14 protein-coding genes are annotated in these 14554 nt (G+C 74.6%); 9 read left to right on the forward strand and 5 right to left on the reverse strand.

From position 1 onward, the window contains the following. Positions 1-175 precede the first annotated feature (175 nt). The gene (locus tag ABD954_RS30510; protein WP_345490942.1) at positions 176-868 is read left to right on the forward strand and encodes a B3/B4 domain-containing protein; all 693 of its coding nucleotides are present in this window, start codon (positions 176-178) and stop codon (positions 866-868) included. A gap of 10 nt (positions 869-878) precedes the next feature. Here ABD954_RS30510 and ABD954_RS30515 read toward each other — a convergent pair whose 3' ends face one another. Then, entirely contained in the window at positions 879-1619 is a 741-nt protein-coding gene (locus tag ABD954_RS30515; protein ID WP_345490943.1) for a lysophospholipid acyltransferase family protein, read from the reverse strand. A 225-nt stretch (positions 1620-1844) separates the two neighbouring features. Between ABD954_RS30515 and ABD954_RS30520 the strand changes: the two genes are divergently transcribed. The 6 genes from ABD954_RS30520 to ABD954_RS30545 all read left to right on the forward strand — a co-directional run bounded on the left by ABD954_RS30520 (position 1845) and on the right by ABD954_RS30545 (position 8532). Beyond that, complete coding sequence (locus ABD954_RS30520; RefSeq protein WP_345490944.1) at positions 1845-2156, forward strand: TlpA family protein disulfide reductase; 312 nt, start codon at positions 1845-1847, stop codon at positions 2154-2156. A 197-nt stretch (positions 2157-2353) separates the two neighbouring features. Beyond that, entirely contained in the window at positions 2354-2929 is a 576-nt protein-coding gene (locus ABD954_RS30525; protein WP_345492564.1) for a flavin reductase family protein, read from the forward strand. A gap of 200 nt (positions 2930-3129) precedes the next feature. Then, positions 3130-3915: an electron transfer flavoprotein subunit beta/FixA family protein gene (locus ABD954_RS30530; RefSeq protein ID WP_345490945.1), complete on the forward strand. Its 786-nt coding sequence runs from the start codon at positions 3130-3132 to the stop codon at positions 3913-3915. A gap of 89 nt (positions 3916-4004) precedes the next feature. Continuing rightward, positions 4005-4967 carry an electron transfer flavoprotein subunit alpha/FixB family protein gene (locus ABD954_RS30535; protein ID WP_345490946.1) on the forward strand — a complete coding sequence of 321 codons (963 nt, stop codon included), beginning with the start codon at positions 4005-4007 and terminating at the stop codon, positions 4965-4967. Positions 4968-5123: 156 nt separating this feature from the next. Beyond that, on the forward strand, positions 5124-6413 hold the full coding sequence (locus ABD954_RS30540) for a DUF6986 family protein (RefSeq protein ID WP_345490947.1): 1290 nt from the start codon (positions 5124-5126) through the stop codon (positions 6411-6413). A 97-nt stretch (positions 6414-6510) separates the two neighbouring features. Then, positions 6511-8532, forward strand: a complete 2022-nt coding sequence (locus ABD954_RS30545) for a serine/threonine-protein kinase (protein ID WP_345490948.1) — start codon at positions 6511-6513, stop codon at positions 8530-8532. A 246-nt stretch (positions 8533-8778) separates the two neighbouring features. Here ABD954_RS30545 and ABD954_RS30550 read toward each other — a convergent pair whose 3' ends face one another. Next, positions 8779-9816 carry a LacI family DNA-binding transcriptional regulator gene (locus ABD954_RS30550; RefSeq protein ID WP_345492566.1) on the reverse strand — a complete coding sequence of 346 codons (1038 nt, stop codon included), beginning with the start codon at positions 9814-9816 and terminating at the stop codon, positions 8779-8781. A gap of 200 nt (positions 9817-10016) precedes the next feature. Here ABD954_RS30550 and ABD954_RS30555 point away from each other — a divergent pair, with 200 nt between their 5' ends. Next, a complete protein-coding gene (locus ABD954_RS30555) occupies positions 10017-10955 on the forward strand; it encodes an ROK family protein (protein WP_345490949.1) in 939 nt (312 codons plus the stop codon). A 452-nt stretch (positions 10956-11407) separates the two neighbouring features. On the opposite strand, the gene ABD954_RS30560 is transcribed toward ABD954_RS30555, so the two are convergent. After that, positions 11408-11587, reverse strand: a complete 180-nt coding sequence (locus ABD954_RS30560; protein WP_345490950.1) for a hypothetical protein — start codon at positions 11585-11587, stop codon at positions 11408-11410. A 155-nt stretch (positions 11588-11742) separates the two neighbouring features. Here ABD954_RS30560 and ABD954_RS30565 point away from each other — a divergent pair, with 155 nt between their 5' ends. Continuing rightward, positions 11743-12834: an NUDIX hydrolase gene (locus ABD954_RS30565; protein WP_345490951.1), complete on the forward strand. Its 1092-nt coding sequence runs from the start codon at positions 11743-11745 to the stop codon at positions 12832-12834. Between the two features lie 174 nt (positions 12835-13008). Here the strand turns inward: ABD954_RS30565 and ABD954_RS30570 are convergent, their stop codons facing one another. Beyond that, a complete protein-coding gene (locus tag ABD954_RS30570) occupies positions 13009-13425 on the reverse strand; it encodes a hypothetical protein (RefSeq protein WP_345490952.1) in 417 nt (138 codons plus the stop codon). Positions 13426-13849: 424 nt separating this feature from the next. Next, positions 13850-14542, reverse strand: coding sequence for an MBL fold metallo-hydrolase (locus ABD954_RS30575; RefSeq protein ID WP_345490953.1), 693 nt, complete (start codon positions 14540-14542; stop codon positions 13850-13852). Positions 14543-14554: the final 12 nt, after the last annotated feature.

Genomic DNA, 14554 nt, shown 5'->3' on the forward strand with positions numbered 1-14554 from the left:
AGGTTCCCGCCCGACGAGGAGCGGCCGGCCCGGCCCGTACGACCGGGGTCCAATGAAGTGGACTATCCGGTGCTCTATGATGAACCGCATCCGGCCGTGCTCGGCGCCCTGCGGACCGCACCGGACCGGCCCCACCTGTGGACGATGCTTCCCGGCGAACTCTGAACGGCGGACCATGACCCTGACCCTCACCGTCTCCGACGAGGTGCGCACCCTCGTGCCCGGCTTCACCCACCTCGCCGTCGAGGCCCACGGGCTCGTCAACGGGCCCAGCGACGCGACCAGTTCGGCCCTGCTCGACGAGGCGGCCCGCCGGCTCGCCGAGCGCCTGGCCGGCCGGACCCCGGACCAGGACCCGCACGTCGCCGCCTGGCGCGCCGCGTACTCCGCCTTCGGCGCCAAGCCCTCCCGCACCCGCAACTCCGCCGAGGCGCTCGCCCGACGCGCCCTCGCCGACGGCGGCCTGCCGCGGATCAACCGGCTCGTCGACGCCTACAACGCGATCAGCGTCGCCCATCTCGTCCCCGTCGGCGGCGAGGACCTGAACAGGATCAGGGGCGGCATGCGCCTCGTCCGCGCCACCGGCCGGGAGGAGTTCGTCACCGTCGCCGGGGGCGAGGAGACCGTCGAGCACCCGGAGCCCGGCGAGGTCGTCTGGTGCGACGAGGCGGGCGTCACCTGCCGCCGCTGGAACTGGCGCCAGGGCCCCCGCACCCGCATCGACGACGACACCACCGACGCGCTCTTCCTGCTGGAGTCCCTGGAGCCGATGACCCCCGGCGAACTGCGCACCGCCGGCGAGGAACTCGCCGAACTGCTCCAGAAGGTCAGCCCCGGAGCCCGGATCACCGTACGCGACCCGGAGTGACCGACGGGCCCTACTGGATGCCGTCGCCGCGCTCGGCGGCCTTGAGCTCCTCCGGCGTCGGCGCCGTGCCCCCGAGGTGCGCGGGCACCCACCACGTGTCACCCGCGTCCTTGGGGCGCACCGGGTACGCGCGCTGCGCCGCCTCCAGGAGCTCCTGGACCCGCCCGCGCAGCCGCCGGGTGATCGCCCCCGCGAACTGGTCGGCCGGCGCCTCCACCGGCTCGCCGACGCGGATGGTGACCGGAATGTGGCTGCGCCGGAAATTGCGCGGCCGGCCCTTGGTCCAGATGCGCTGGGTGCCCCACAGCGCCATCGGGATCAGCGGCACGCCGGCCTCCTGCGCGAGGCGCGCCGCACCGGACTTGAAGCTCTTCAGCGTGAAGGACTGCGAGATGGTCGCCTCGGGGAAGACGCCGACGATCTCGCCCGCCCGCAGCGCGCTCAGTGCGTGCTCGTAGGCGTGCTCGCCCTGCGCCCGGTCCACCGGGATGTGCTTCATCGCCCGCATCAGCGGCCCGGACACCTTGTGCCGGAACACCGCGTCCTTCGCCATGAACCGGACCAGCCGCTTCTGCGGCAGCGCGGCGAGACCGGTGAAGATGAAGTCCAGATAGCTGATGTGGTTGCTCACGATGACCGCCCCGCCCTGGCGGGGGATGTGCTGCGAACCCTGAGTGTCGATCTTCAGGTCCAGCGCCTTGAACATCGTGAGGGCGGCGCCGATGACCGGTCGATAGACAAGCTCTGCCATCTGGAGGGAAACCCTTCGTCTGTGCCTGGGGAGGGTTCTCCCGGCGAAGTTACGCGGCCGTAGGTTTTCGGCTTTGGGCAGATCGTGCCCCATGCGGGGGCTCATAACCAGTCCTGAAGGCTTCGAAGGGGGAGATTCTCGTCACTCGCGGTCGCCGTGGCGGGAATCGGACGGCCCCGTGGGACGCTTCAGACGAGGGAGACCACGAATCGAGGAGGCGGACGGATGACCGAGGTGCTGGGCGCGGCGGAGCTGGGCGCCGAGCTGGGGGAGCGGGCCACCCTGGTCCAGTTCTCGACCGCCTTCTGCCAGCCCTGCCGGGCCACCCGCCGGACCCTCGCCGAGGTGGCCGCCATGGTCGAGGGCGTCGGGCACGTCGAGATCGACGCCGAGGAGCGCCTCGATCTCGTACGGGACCTGGGCATCGTCCGCACACCCACGGTGCTGGTCCTCGACCGGTCCGGCCGGATCGTCCGCAGGGCCGCCGGGCAGCCCCGCAAGGCCGACGTCATCGCCGCCCTCGGGCGCGCGGTCTGACGTGGTGACCCTCCTCCCATCCGACCGTGCGCACTTGACTGCACACGTCAACGATCGTCAGGCTGGCGCAATGGTGCCAGAACTCCTTCTCCACGGCCGGGCCCACGTGGACCTCGCCCGCAACGCGAGCGCGCGCTGTCCGGGTGTCTGAGGAACCCGCGACCCACCTCCCGCCGCCCCCGCTGAAGGACGACTCCATGACGGTCTCGCCCGAGCTCCGCACGCTCCCGACGATTCCCCGCCCCGCCGACACCCCCGCGGCCGGCGCACCCCACCCCGGCTCTCCCGACCTGCTCCGCTCCGTCTTCCGGCAGCACGCCGCCGGAGTCGCGGTGATCACCGCGCACGGCGAACGTCCGGTCGGCTTCACCGCCACCTCCCTCAACTCCGTGGCCGCCGACCCTCCGCTGCTCTCCTTCGGCGTGGGCACCGGCTCCTCCAGCTGGCCGGTGCTCGCCGAGGCCGAGCACGTCGGCGTCCACATACTCGGCGAGCACCAGCAGGAGCTGGCCGGCACCTTCGCCCGCAGCGGCGCCGACCGCTTCGCCGAGCCCACCCGCTGGAGCCCGGGCCCGGAGGGCGTTCCCGTCCTCGACGGCGTCCTCGCCTGGCTCGTCGGCCGGGTGGTGGCCCGGGTCCCGGCCGGGGACCACCGGATCGTCATAGCCGAGGTCGTCGCCGGCGATCCCGCCGGCCCCGGCGACGGCGCCCCCGGAGCGCCGGGCCGTCCGCTGCTGTACCACCAGGGACGCTTCAACGCGCTGCGCGACTGAGAGTTCCCGTACGGGCGCTCGCGGCGGCGTTGGCAAGGTCACATGGCTGAGCGCTTGCTCACCGGTAACGAACTGGGTGTACTGACGAGTAATATTTCCGGCCGGGGCTACGGAGGCCCCGACCGGAAACCCGCCCTTCAGGCGCCTATGCTGCGAGCAGCAACGCAGCCCAGTTATGACGATGCAGTAGGAGAGCCGGCGTGAGCTTGAGGATCGTTGTCTGTGTGAAGTACGTGCCGGACGCCACTGGCGACCGGAAGTTCGCCGATGACCTGACGGTCGACCGCGACGACGTCGACGGCCTCCTTTCGGAGCTCGACGAGTACGCGGTCGAGCAGGCGCTGCAGATCGCCGAAGAGGCGGACGACGCCGAGGTCACCGTGCTCACGGTCGGCCCGGAGGACGCCAAGGACGCCCTGCGCAAGGCGCTGTCCATGGGCGCCGACAAGGCCGTCCACGTCGAGGACGACGACCTGCACGGCACCGACGTCATGGGCACCTCGCTGGTGCTCGCCAAGGCGATCGAGAAGACCGGCTACGACCTGGTCATCACCGGCATGGCCTCCACCGACGGCACCATGGGCGTGCTCCCGGCCATCCTCGCCGAGCGCCTGGGCGTCCCGCAGGTCACCCTGCTCTCCGAGGTCTCCCTCGAGGACGGCGTCGTGAAGGGCCGCCGTGACGGCGACACCGCCTCCGAGCAGCTGGAGGCCTCGCTTCCGGCCGTCGTCTCCGTGACGGACCAGTCGGGCGAGGCCCGTTACCCGTCCTTCAAGGGCATCATGGCGGCCAAGAAGAAGCCGGTGGAGTCCCTGGACCTCTCCGACCTCGACATCGAGGCCGACGAGGTCGGCCTGGAGGGCGCCTGGACCAAGGTCGACTCGGCCGACGAGCGCCCGGCGCGCACCGCGGGCACGATCGTCAAGGACGAGGGCGAGGGCGGCAAGCAGCTGGCCGAGTTCCTCGCGAGCCAGAAGTTCATCTAGCCGCACTCCCGGGGCGCGGCCCCGGGACCGGCGGGCTCGCGCAGAGCCACCAGACCGCCCCCTTTTCGTTCGCAGGAGATTGAAGTCCCATGGCTGAGATTCTCGTCTACGTCGACCACGTCGACGGAGCCGTCCGCAAGCCCACCCTGGAGCTGCTGACGCTGGCCCGCCGCCTGGGCGAGCCGGTCGCCGTCGCCCTCGGCAACGGTGCCGCCGACACCGCCGCCGCCCTCGCCGAGCACGGTGCCGTCAAGGTCCTCACCGCCGACGCCCCCGAGTTCGCCGACTACCTCGTCGTCCCGAAGGTCGACGCCCTCCAGGCCGCGTACGAGGCCGTGTCCCCGGCCGCCGTGCTCGTCCCGTCCTCCGCCGAGGGCAAGGAGGTCGCCGCCCGCCTCGCGGTCCGCATCGGCTCCGGCATCATCACCGACGCCGTGGACCTGGAGGCCGGTGCCGAGGGCCCGGTCGCGACGCAGTCCGCGTTCGCCGCCTCGTACACCACCAAGTCCCGCGTCTCCAAGGGCACCCCGGTCATCACGGTCAAGCCGAACTCGGCCCCCGTCGAGGCCGCCCCGGCCGCCGGCACCGTCGAGGCGCTGTCCGTCTCCTTCTCGGAGAAGGCCACCGGCACCAAGATCACCGCCCGCACCCCGCGCGAGTCCACCGGCCGCCCGGAGCTGACCGAGGCCGCGATCGTGGTCTCCGGCGGCCGTGGCGTCAACGGTGCCGAGAACTTCGCGATCATCGAGGCGCTCGCCGACTCCCTCGGCGCGGCCGTCGGCGCCTCCCGCGCCGCCGTCGACGCCGGCTGGTACCCGCACTCCAACCAGGTCGGCCAGACCGGCAAGTCGGTCTCCCCGCAGCTCTACATCGCCGCGGGCATCTCCGGTGCCATCCAGCACCGCGCCGGCATGCAGACCTCCAAGACCATCGTCGCCATCAACAAGGACGCCGAGGCGCCGATCTTCGACCTCGTCGACTACGGCGTGGTGGGCGACCTCTTCGAGGTCGTGCCGACCCTCACCGAAGAGGTCAAGACCCGCAAGGGCTGATGACCAGCGGTTCTTTCGGTCCCCGGGGCCGCACGGCGAACTCTCGCCGTGCGGCCCCGGGCCGTTTCGGACAACCATTGACGCAGGTCCCGGCGGACTACTAACTTCGCTATACGGATTGTTGATTCCGTGCAGCGGAAAACAGGAGGATGTGGGATGGGTCAGCAGGAGAAGGTGTCGACGAGCCTCGCGGGCGCGGTCAGCGAGGACATCAGCGCCTCCCTCGCCGCCGTGGACGCCGAGCTGGACCGCCGCTACCCGGGAGACCCCGGCACCCGCCAGCCCGTCCACACCGTCTACGTCCCCGGCAACGCCTTCGACGCGGGCACCATCCGCTCCTGGGGCGACCAGGCCCTCGCCGCCCTCGACGAGCACGCCCCCGACGCCGCCACCTTCGCCGCCGTCCTCGGCCTCGCCGACGACCTCGCCGAGGACGTCTACGGCCGCGTCCGCGCCAAGCTGGAGCGCGAGCCCATCGAGGACCTCCGGGTCGACTTCGAGGACGGCTACGCGGGGACGGACGAGGACCACGACGCCGCCCGCGCCGCCCGGATCATCACCGACGCCTACGCCGACCTCAGCGCCGCCCCGTACATGGGCATCCGCATGAAGTGCATGGAGGCCGCCGTACGCGACCGCGGCATCCGCACCACCGACGTCTTCCTGACCGGCCTCATGGAGAACGGCGGCCTGCCCGACGGCCTCGTCCTCACCCTCCCCAAGGTCACCTACCCCGAGCAGGTCACCGCCTTCGTCCGCCTCCTCGAAGCCTTCGAGAAGGCCCACGGCCTCGACACCGGCCGCCTCGGCTTCGAGATCCAGATCGAGACCAGCCAGGCCATCCTCGCCGCCGACGGCACCGCCACCGTCGCCCGCATGATCGACGCCGCCGAGGGCCGCGCCACCGGCCTGCACTACGGCACCTTCGACTACAGCGCCTGCCTCGGCGTCTCCGCCGCCTACCAGGCCAGCGACCACCCCGCCGCCGACCACGCCAAGGCGATCATGCAGGTCGCCGCCGCCGGCACCGGCGTACGCGTCTCCGACGGTTCCACCAACGTCCTGCCCGTGGGCCCCACCACCCACGTCCACGAGGCGTGGAAGCTCCACTACGGCCTCACCCGCCGTGCCCTGGCCCGCGCCTACTACCAGGGCTGGGACATGCACCCCGGCCACATCCCCACCCGCTACGCCGCCGTCTTCGCCTTCTACCGCGAGGGGTTCGAGACCGCCGCCAAGCGCCTGTCCGCCTACGCCAACCACGCCGGCGGCGACGTCATGGACGAGCCCGCCACCGCCAAGGCCCTCAGCTCCTACCTGCTGCGCGGCATCGACTGCGGCGCCCTCGACACCGCCGAGGTCGACGCCCTCACCGGCCTCACCCGCGCCGACCTCGCCCGCTTCGCCGCCCCGCGCCGCGGCGACCTGACGGCGACGAACCAGTAGCGGCCGGACCCCGTAGCGCGAAGCCCCGCGCGGGGCCGTCACACCCGCCCCGTACCCTGTACGCGTTCATCACAGCCGAACAGGGAACGGGGCACGGGTGTCTTCGGGGGAGAACGAACGGCTCGCCGGCCGCTACCGCGTCGTGCGGCAGCTCGGGCGCGGCGGCATGGGAATCGTCTGGCGCGCGGTCGACGAGGTCCTCGGCCGCGAGGTGGCCGTCAAGGAACTGCGCACCTACAACGACGCCTCGGGCCCCGAGCTCGACGACCTGCGCCTGCGCATGCAGCGCGAGGCGCGGGCCGCGGCCCGGGTCCGCCACCCCGGAGTCGTCGCCGTCCACGACGTCACCGAGCACCAGGGCCGCCCCGTCATCGTCATGGAGCTCGTCGACGGGCCCTCGCTCGACGGAGTCCTCGGCGAGCGCGGCACCCTGCCACCGCGCGAGGCCGCGCGGATCGGCGCCGCCGTCCTCGAGGCCCTGGCCGCCGCCCACGACGTCGGCGTCCTCCACCGCGACGTCAAGCCCGGCAACGTCCTGCTCGACCGGTCGGGCCGCATCGTCCTCACCGACTTCGGCATCGCCGCCATGGACGACCCCGGCGACGGGTCCGCCACCCATCTCACGCGCAGCGGCGAGATCGTCGGCTCCCTGGACTACCTGGCGCCCGAGCGCGCCCAGGGGCAGCAGCCCGGTCCCGCCTCGGACGTCTGGGCGCTCGGCGCCACCCTGTACGCGGCGGTCGAGGGCGCCTCGCCGTTCCGCCGCACCTCCACCTGGTCCACGCTCAACGCCATCGTCGTCGAGCCCCTGCCCGAGCCCCGCAACGCGGGACCGCTCACCGAGGCCCTGCGGCAGCTCCTGCACAAGGACCCGGCCCAGCGCCCCGACGCCCGTACGGCGGCCCGTCTGCTGACGGCCGTGGCCGACGGCCAGGACCCCGCGGCTCCTCTGACGGACGGCGCGGGCACGGTCACCGCCGGCCCGTCCGGCCCGTCCGGCCCGTCCGCCGGGCACGGCGGGGCCCCGCACCTGTGGGTGCCGACCGAGCCCGCCGCCGTACCGCCGCCTCCCGGGGCCGGTGCGGGTCATGCGGCGGCCGGCGCCACCGGTCCGGCGGGCGCCTACGGGTTCGGGGGACCGCACCCGTACGGCACGGCGGGCGGTCCGGCCGCCGGCCCGGCCGCCGGCCCGGGCGCCGCGTCCGGCTTCGGTTTCGGCGGGCCGGTCCCTCACGACGGGACCGGCGGCCAGGGCACGGTGCCGACGGGAGGCGGTCCGCAGGGTCCCGCGGCCCCCGGTCCGTGGCCTCCGGCGCCCGCCGAGGCGACGGCCGCGGCGGCCGGCGGAGCCGCACCGCACGGCGTCCCGGCCGGGGCCACCGTCCCGAGCCGACGAGCCGGCCGGACCGGGCGGCGCCGTTCCGGGGCGCTGGTCGCCGCCGCGGTGGCCGCCGTCCTGCTGGTCGGCGGCGGCGTCACGTACGCCCTCGTCGGACCGGGCGGCGGCGGTACGGAGCGGGAGCAGCTCGCCGACGGGCAGGCACCGGCCGGCCCCGGCGCCGACGAGGGCCGCGTGCTCGACCCCGGCGCCCCGGGAACGGCCGGGAAGGCCACCGGCAGCGGGAGCCCGTCCGCGTCCGCCTCGCCGTCGAAGGACGCCACGAAGTCCGCCTCCCCCTCGCCCTCCGCCAAGACCTCCAAGGCGCCCCTTCCGGGCGGCACGTCCGGCGGCACGACGGGCGGGAGCACCGGCGGCAGCGGCGGCACCGGCGGGGCGACCGGCGGCTCGACCACGACCGGCGGTGGCGGAGGAGGCGGGGCGGCGCCGCCCCCCGCGCCGGTCTGCTTCTCGCGGGGCGACGGGAAGTACGACTGCCAGGTGTGGCGCACCGAGAAGACCTACAGCCACGGAGGCGGCCAGATGGGCGTCCTCAACGCCGGCACGAACTACTTCTACTGCCAGGCGAACCTCGGCCGCCGCGAGACGTACGGCCAGTGGACCAACGTCTGGTGGGCCAGGACCGACGACGACAGCGGCAACACCAACGTGTACTTCAGCGTCGTCTACCTCAAGGGCGGCGACAACGACCAGCCGCTGCCGGGCCTGCCGGTCTGCTGAGGCGGGGCAGGGCGGCGACGGGCGGCCAGGCGGGGTGGACGGTCGCGAAGGCGCCGGTGGACCTCGCGGCCCGGCGGTCGGGCGGCTTGGGGCACGCGTCGAGCACCGCTGCGGCGGCGCGGGCCACCGGCCGGGTGGCGCGGCGGTGCGTCGGCCTGACCGGCCTGACCGGCCTGTCCGGCCGGTCGGCTTCCAGCGGCTCGCCCCGCCCCGAGAGGAAGGGCGCCGGTCCCCGCCGGTCCGGCGTCAGCCGTCCGCCGGGGGCGGGATCTCGCCCGAACCGCGGGCCAGGAGCGCCGTCTCCAGGACGACCGTCGCCGGCGCCTCCTCGCCACCGTCCAGGCGCCGGAAGAGGCGTTCCGCCGCCGTCCGGCCCAGGGCCGCCGCGTCCTGGGCGATGACCGTGATCCCGAGCAGGTCGGCGAGCTCGATGTCGTCGAATCCGACGAGGGCCACCGGCCGTTCCCGCGCCGCCAGGACCCGCACCGCGGTCACCGTCACCCGGTTGTTGCCCGCGAACAGCGCCGTCACCGGCTCCGGGCCGGACAGCATCGCGCCGACCGCCGCCGTCACCCGCTCCGGATCGGTCGGCCCGAGCGACACCCACCCGTCGGCCACCGCGAGGCCCGCGTCCTCCATCGCCGCCCGGTAACCGCGCAGCCGCTCCGTCGCGGTGTGGATGCGGGGCCGGTCACCGATGAAGCCGATCCGGCGGTGGCCGTGCGCGATCAGGTGCGCCACGCCCGCCCGGGCGCCGCCGAAGCTGTCCGAGAGGACCACGTCCGCGTCGATCCCGCCCGCGGGGCGGTCCACGAAGACGGTGGCCACACCGGCCCGGATCTCCGGCTCCAGGTAACGGTGGTCCGCGCCCGCCGGGATGACGATCAGTCCGTCCACGCGCCGCGCGCACAGCGCGAGCGCCAGTTCCCGCTCGCGCTCCGGGTCCTCCGCGCTGGAACCGTTGATGAGCAGCGCCCCGTGCGCCCGGGCCACCTCCTCGACGGCGCGGCTGAGCGGCCCGTAGAAGGGGTCGGCCAGGTCCTCAAGGACCAGCCCGACCGACGCCGTGCGTCCCTTGCGCAGCACCCGCGCACTGTCGTTGCGGCGGAAGCCCAGCGCGTCGATGGCCTCCTGGACCCGGCGTTCGGTGTCCGGCGTGACGCCCGCCTCGCCGTTGACGACCCGCGAGACGGTCTTGAGGCCGACGCCGGCCCGCGCGGCGACGTCCTTCATCGTGGGCCGATTGCCGTAACGGTGCTCGGGGCGGCGGGCGATGTCGGCCACGGTGCGCGGTTCCTCCGTCGTGTGCGGGGTGTCGGTGCCGGCCGCGGCGGGGTATCCGGGCAGGGTCCGTCCCGGCCCAGGTCCTCGCGCACCGGTCCCGGTCTCGATCTCGTTGCTGTCGAGCATAGGGCCTGGACAACGTTGTCAGAGGCGGGAAGACTGTACGTCACATCCACCGTCCCCACAGAGACACGGAGCCCATGCGCACTGACCTCGTCGTCGCCCTCGACATCGGCGGCACCAAGATCGCCGGAGCGCTGGTCGACGCCGGGGGCCGGATCCGGGTGCGGGCCCAGCGGCCCACGCCCGCGCGGGAGGACGGCGAGACGGTGATGGGCGCGGTGGCGGACGTGCTCGACGCACTCTCCGGCTCGCCGCTGTGGGCGTCGGCGGGAGCCGTCGGCATCGGCAGCGCAGGCCCGGTCGACGCCTCGGCCGGCACCGTCAGCCCGGTCAACGTCCCCGGCTGGCGCGGCTTCCCGCTCGTCGAACGGGTCCACCGGGCCACCGGCGGACGGCCCGTCACCCTCGTCGGCGACGGCGTCGCCATGACCGCCGCCGAGCACTGGCAGGGCGCGGCGCGCGGCCACGACAACGCGCTGTGCCTCGTCGTCTCCACGGGCGTCGGCGGCGGACTCGTCCTCGACGGCCGCCTCCACCCCGGCCCCACCGGCAACGCCGGTCACATCGGCCACATCAGCGTCGACCTCGACGGCGACCCGTGCGCCTGCGGTGGACGCGGCTGCGTCGAACGGATCGCCAGCGGCCCCCACATCGCCCGCCGCGCCCTGGCCGACGGCTGGCGGCCCGGACCCGACGGCGACTCCTCGGCCGCCGCCGTGGCCGCCGCCGCCCGGGCGGGCGACCCCGTGGCCGTCGCCTCCTTCGAACGAGCCGCCCGGGCCCTCGCGGCCGGGATCGCCGCGACCGCCACCCTCGTCGAGGTCGACATTGCGGTGATCGGCGGGGGAGTGGCCGGCGCGGGCGAGGTCCTCTTCGCGCCGCTGCGGCGCAGCCTCCGCTCCTACGCCACGCTCTCCTTCGTGCGGGGACTCACCGTGGTCCCCGCCCTCACCGGCACGGACGCCGGTCTGCTGGGCGCCGCCGCCGCGGCGCTGCCGCGGGGCACCGTCCACTGAGCCGGGCGTACGCCCCCGCAGACCGAACACCCCCACCCGCCCCCGGCAACCGTCCATCCGCCCGACCGCGGGGGCCGCTCACCCGGACCGCTCCCAGGCGTCGCCCACCGGGACCGCCACCCGAGGGGCCGTGCTCGCCGACCGGCCTCGCGGGCCGTGCCCTCCGACCGGCCTCAGGGTCGCACGCCCCCGGCCCGGTCCGGCCTGGCCCTGGCCCTGGCCGGTTTCGGCCCCGGCCGGCTCGGCCATGGCCCGGCCTGGCCCTGGCCCTGGCCGGTTTCGGCCCCGGCCGGCTCGGCCATGGCCCGGCCTGGCCCTGGCCCTGGCCGGTTTCGGCCCCGGCCGGCTCGGCCATGGCCCGGCCTGGCCCTGGCCCTGACCGGTTTCGGCCCCGGCCGGCTCAGCCCTGGCCCCGGCCTGGCCCTGGCCCCGGCCTGGCGTTCGCCGCGGCCTCAGGCCCCTACCGACTCCGGGGAGCGCTGTTCCACGATCACCAGGAAGGTATCCGACTCCAGATCCATGACCACGCGCGCGGGCAGGCCCTCCTCGCGGCGCGCGTTGGCGAACTCCTCCGCGGGCCAGCTGCCCCGCGGCCCGCCCGCCGGAAAACGCTCCAGTACCGTCCGGTCCATCTCCGCACCCCCTCGTGCTCGCCGTTTCCAACGACGGCGCCTCGTGAAGTGTTACGCCGTGGCGGGGGAGCCCGGTTCCCCCGGGGGGTTTCCGTGGCAGGGTGGTGCGGGCAGTCCACTGGGGGCTCGCTGGGGCCGACCGAAGAGGGGGAATCGTGATCGTCTGGATCAACGGTGCGTTCGGCGCGGGGAAGTCCAGTACCGCGCGCGAGCTGGTCGATCTGATCCCGAACAGCACGCTGTACGACCCGGAGCTCACCGGCGGCACCATCGCCCGGATGCTCCCGCGCAAGCGCCTCGCGGAGGTGACCGACTTCCAGGACCTGCCGATCTGGCGCCGCATGGTCGTGGACACCGCCGCCGCGCTGCTCGCAGAGATGGGCGGCGTCCTCGTCGTACCGATGACCCTGCTCCGGCAGGACTACCGGGACGAGATCTTCGGCGGGCTCGCCGCCCGGCGGATCGACGTGCGGCACGTGGTGCTCACCCCCGACGAAACGATCCTGCGTGGCCGGATCGACAGCCGGGCCGCCTTCGCGGACGACGCGGACCCCGACGAGACCGGTGCCGGGACCCCGCACGGCGGCGAGAGCGCCGCCGAGGCCGTCGCCCGTGCCCGCCGCTGGTGCCTCGACCACATCGACCCCTTCCACGCCGCGCTCGACGGCTGGCTCTCCGCCGACGCCTACGCCGTCGACAACTCCGCGCTGACCGCTGCCGAGACCGCCCGGGCCGTCGCCGACGCCGTAGCCGCCGGGCGCGCCGCACCCTGTGGCATCGTCCAGACCCCGGAACCGACCGGCGAGACCCTGGCGGCGGGCGTGCTCCTCTTCGACGAACAGGACCGTTTCCTGCTCGTCGACCCCACCTACAAGCCCGGCTGGGAGTTCCCCGGCGGCGTCGTCGAGCGCGGCGAGCCGCCCGCCCGCGCCGGGATGCGGGAAGTGGCCGAGGAGATCGGCCTCGAACTCGACGCCGTCCCCCGCCTCCTCCTCGTCGACTGGGAGCGGCCGCAGCCTCCCGGTCACGGCGGGCTGCGCCTCCTCTTCGACGGCGGCCGGCTGGAGGCCGCCGACGCCGACCGCCTCCTGCTGCCCGGCGCCGAACTCCGCGCCTGGCGCTTCGTCACCGAGGAGGAGGCCGCCGACCTGCTGCCCCCGGTCCGCTACCGCCGTCTCCGCTGGGCCCTCCGCGCCCGCGAACGCGGCACCGTCCTGAACCTGGAGGCGGGCGTCCCGGTGGGCTGATCCCCGGCCCTCTTCTTCCGCCGATCCCCGGCCGTCCGTCCGAGCTGCCCCCGGGCCGCCCTCTCCGGCCGATCCCGGGGGGCTGATCCCGGGGCTGGTTCCCGGCCGCGTTCTCCGGCTGGTACGGCACGTCCTGAGCGCCGCCCGCGAAAACGAGCGGCGCTCAGCAGCCGGTCACTTCGGCCCCCGGACCCTCGGACTCCGAGCCCTCGGATCCGCTGTCGCCAGCCGATCCAACGGATCGTCTTCCAGCTGCCCGGACCGACCGTCGTCCGCGTCCGTCGGTGGTGGCCCCAGGTCCGCCACGCCGTTGCGGTCGGCGCCCGCGCGGCCGGGGAACAGCAGGCGGTCGAGCGTGCCGTAGCCGTAGCCGTAGCCGTAGCCGTGGTGGCCGGTGGCCGTGCCCGTGTCCGCGGCCGTGGAGGGTACGCGCGTCGAACCGCCGTCGTCGGAACCCCGGTAGAGCCACCGGTCACCGTTCCGGATGTCACGGGCCAGCAGGTCGGTACGGGCGTCGCGGTCGGCGTCACCGCGCGAGATCAGCGTCATCACGTTCCACCCGGACGTGCCGACCCGCACGGGTGCGGCCACGTCTGGGACCGCGCCGCGCACCCCCGCGCACCGCCACAGCCGGTCGTCGCACGAGACCACGAGGTCCGGGTGGCCGTCGCGGGTGTGGTCGGTCGTCGACGCCGACGACCGGCGCGGCGAGGACCCCGCCGCCGCGGTCGGGGGAGACGCGCGGTTCTCCGCCGACGCGGGCGACCACGTCCTCCCGGCCGTCCCCGGTCCGGCCCCCGCGGTGGGTGACCGAGGCTCCCGCCCAGCCGCCCGTACCGATCAGGAGGTACGAGCCGAAGGCGCCGGAGCCCCGCCCCGGGTACAGCCCCGGTCGGCCCGCGTCGTCGACCGCGACCGGTCGGGCCTGCCGCCGACGCTCAGGTCGCCGGCGACCCGGGCGCGCGGGAGGAAGTCCGGCGCCGGCCGGGGTCCCGTGCGCCGAGCCCTCAGGTCCTCAACCCGCCGCCTTCGCCAGCCGTTCGGCCGTGTCGGCGGTCACCGGCTCGCCGTGCCCGCAGCACAGCACCGACGGACGCAGTGCGGCCAGCCGGCGCATCGAGGACAGGGCCTCGGCGCGGTCCACGTGGAAGACGCCGAACATCACGTCCGGCACCGAGGCCACCGTGTCGCCGGTGAACAGCACCCCGTGACGCGGGAGATGGACCGCGAGCGAACCGGGCGTGTGGCCGGGGGTGTGCAGGGCCACGGCGCCGTCGCCGAAACCGAGCGGCTCGCCGTCCGCGACCTCCCGGTCCACCCGGGTCGGCGGCGCCTCCGGGACGGTGAGCCCGTGCGCGTACAGCGGCAGCTCCCAGTCGAGCAGATCCGGCTCGGGGACCGGGAGTTCACCCCGGATCACCGGGGCATCCAGGGCGTGCGCCAGGATCTCGGCGCCGAAGCGCTCCGCGAGCTGCCCTGCCGCGCCCACGTGGTCGCGGTGGCAGTGGGTCAGCACGATCCGCCGGATGCGGGACGGATCGAGTCCCGCCCCGCTCAGCCCCGACACGATCTCGTCGGCCGCACCCGCCCAGCCGGCGTCGATCAGGGTCAGCTCCGGGTCGTCCCCGGAGCCGTCGCGCCACAGATAGGCCTGGCCGATGGGGAAGCGCAGCATGTGCAGGCGGGGTGTGATCTCCACGAGGTCCATGCCGCGAACCTA

This window comes from Streptomyces roseoviridis (genome assembly GCF_039535235.1).
GTDB classification, from domain to species: Bacteria; Actinomycetota; Actinomycetes; order Streptomycetales; family Streptomycetaceae; genus Streptomyces; species Streptomyces roseoviridis.

Coding starts and splice junctions, on each gene's coding strand:
- ABD954_RS30515 (WP_345490943.1), bottom strand. CDS start 1,619: ATGGCAGAGCTTGTCTATCGACCGGTCATCGGCGCCGCCCTCACGATG.
- ABD954_RS30520 (WP_345490944.1), top strand. CDS start 1,845: ATGACCGAGGTGCTGGGCGCGGCGGAGCTGGGCGCCGAGCTGGGGGAG.
- ABD954_RS30555 (WP_345490949.1), top strand. CDS start 10,017: ATGCGCACTGACCTCGTCGTCGCCCTCGACATCGGCGGCACCAAGATC.
- ABD954_RS30575 (WP_345490953.1), bottom strand. CDS start 14,542: ATGGACCTCGTGGAGATCACACCCCGCCTGCACATGCTGCGCTTCCCC.
- ABD954_RS30540 (WP_345490947.1), top strand. CDS start 5,124: ATGGGTCAGCAGGAGAAGGTGTCGACGAGCCTCGCGGGCGCGGTCAGC.
- ABD954_RS30535 (WP_345490946.1), top strand. CDS start 4,005: ATGGCTGAGATTCTCGTCTACGTCGACCACGTCGACGGAGCCGTCCGC.
- ABD954_RS30560 (WP_345490950.1), bottom strand. CDS start 11,587: ATGGACCGGACGGTACTGGAGCGTTTTCCGGCGGGCGGGCCGCGGGGC.
- ABD954_RS30525 (WP_345492564.1), top strand. CDS start 2,354: ATGACGGTCTCGCCCGAGCTCCGCACGCTCCCGACGATTCCCCGCCCC.
- ABD954_RS30510 (WP_345490942.1), top strand. CDS start 176: ATGACCCTGACCCTCACCGTCTCCGACGAGGTGCGCACCCTCGTGCCC.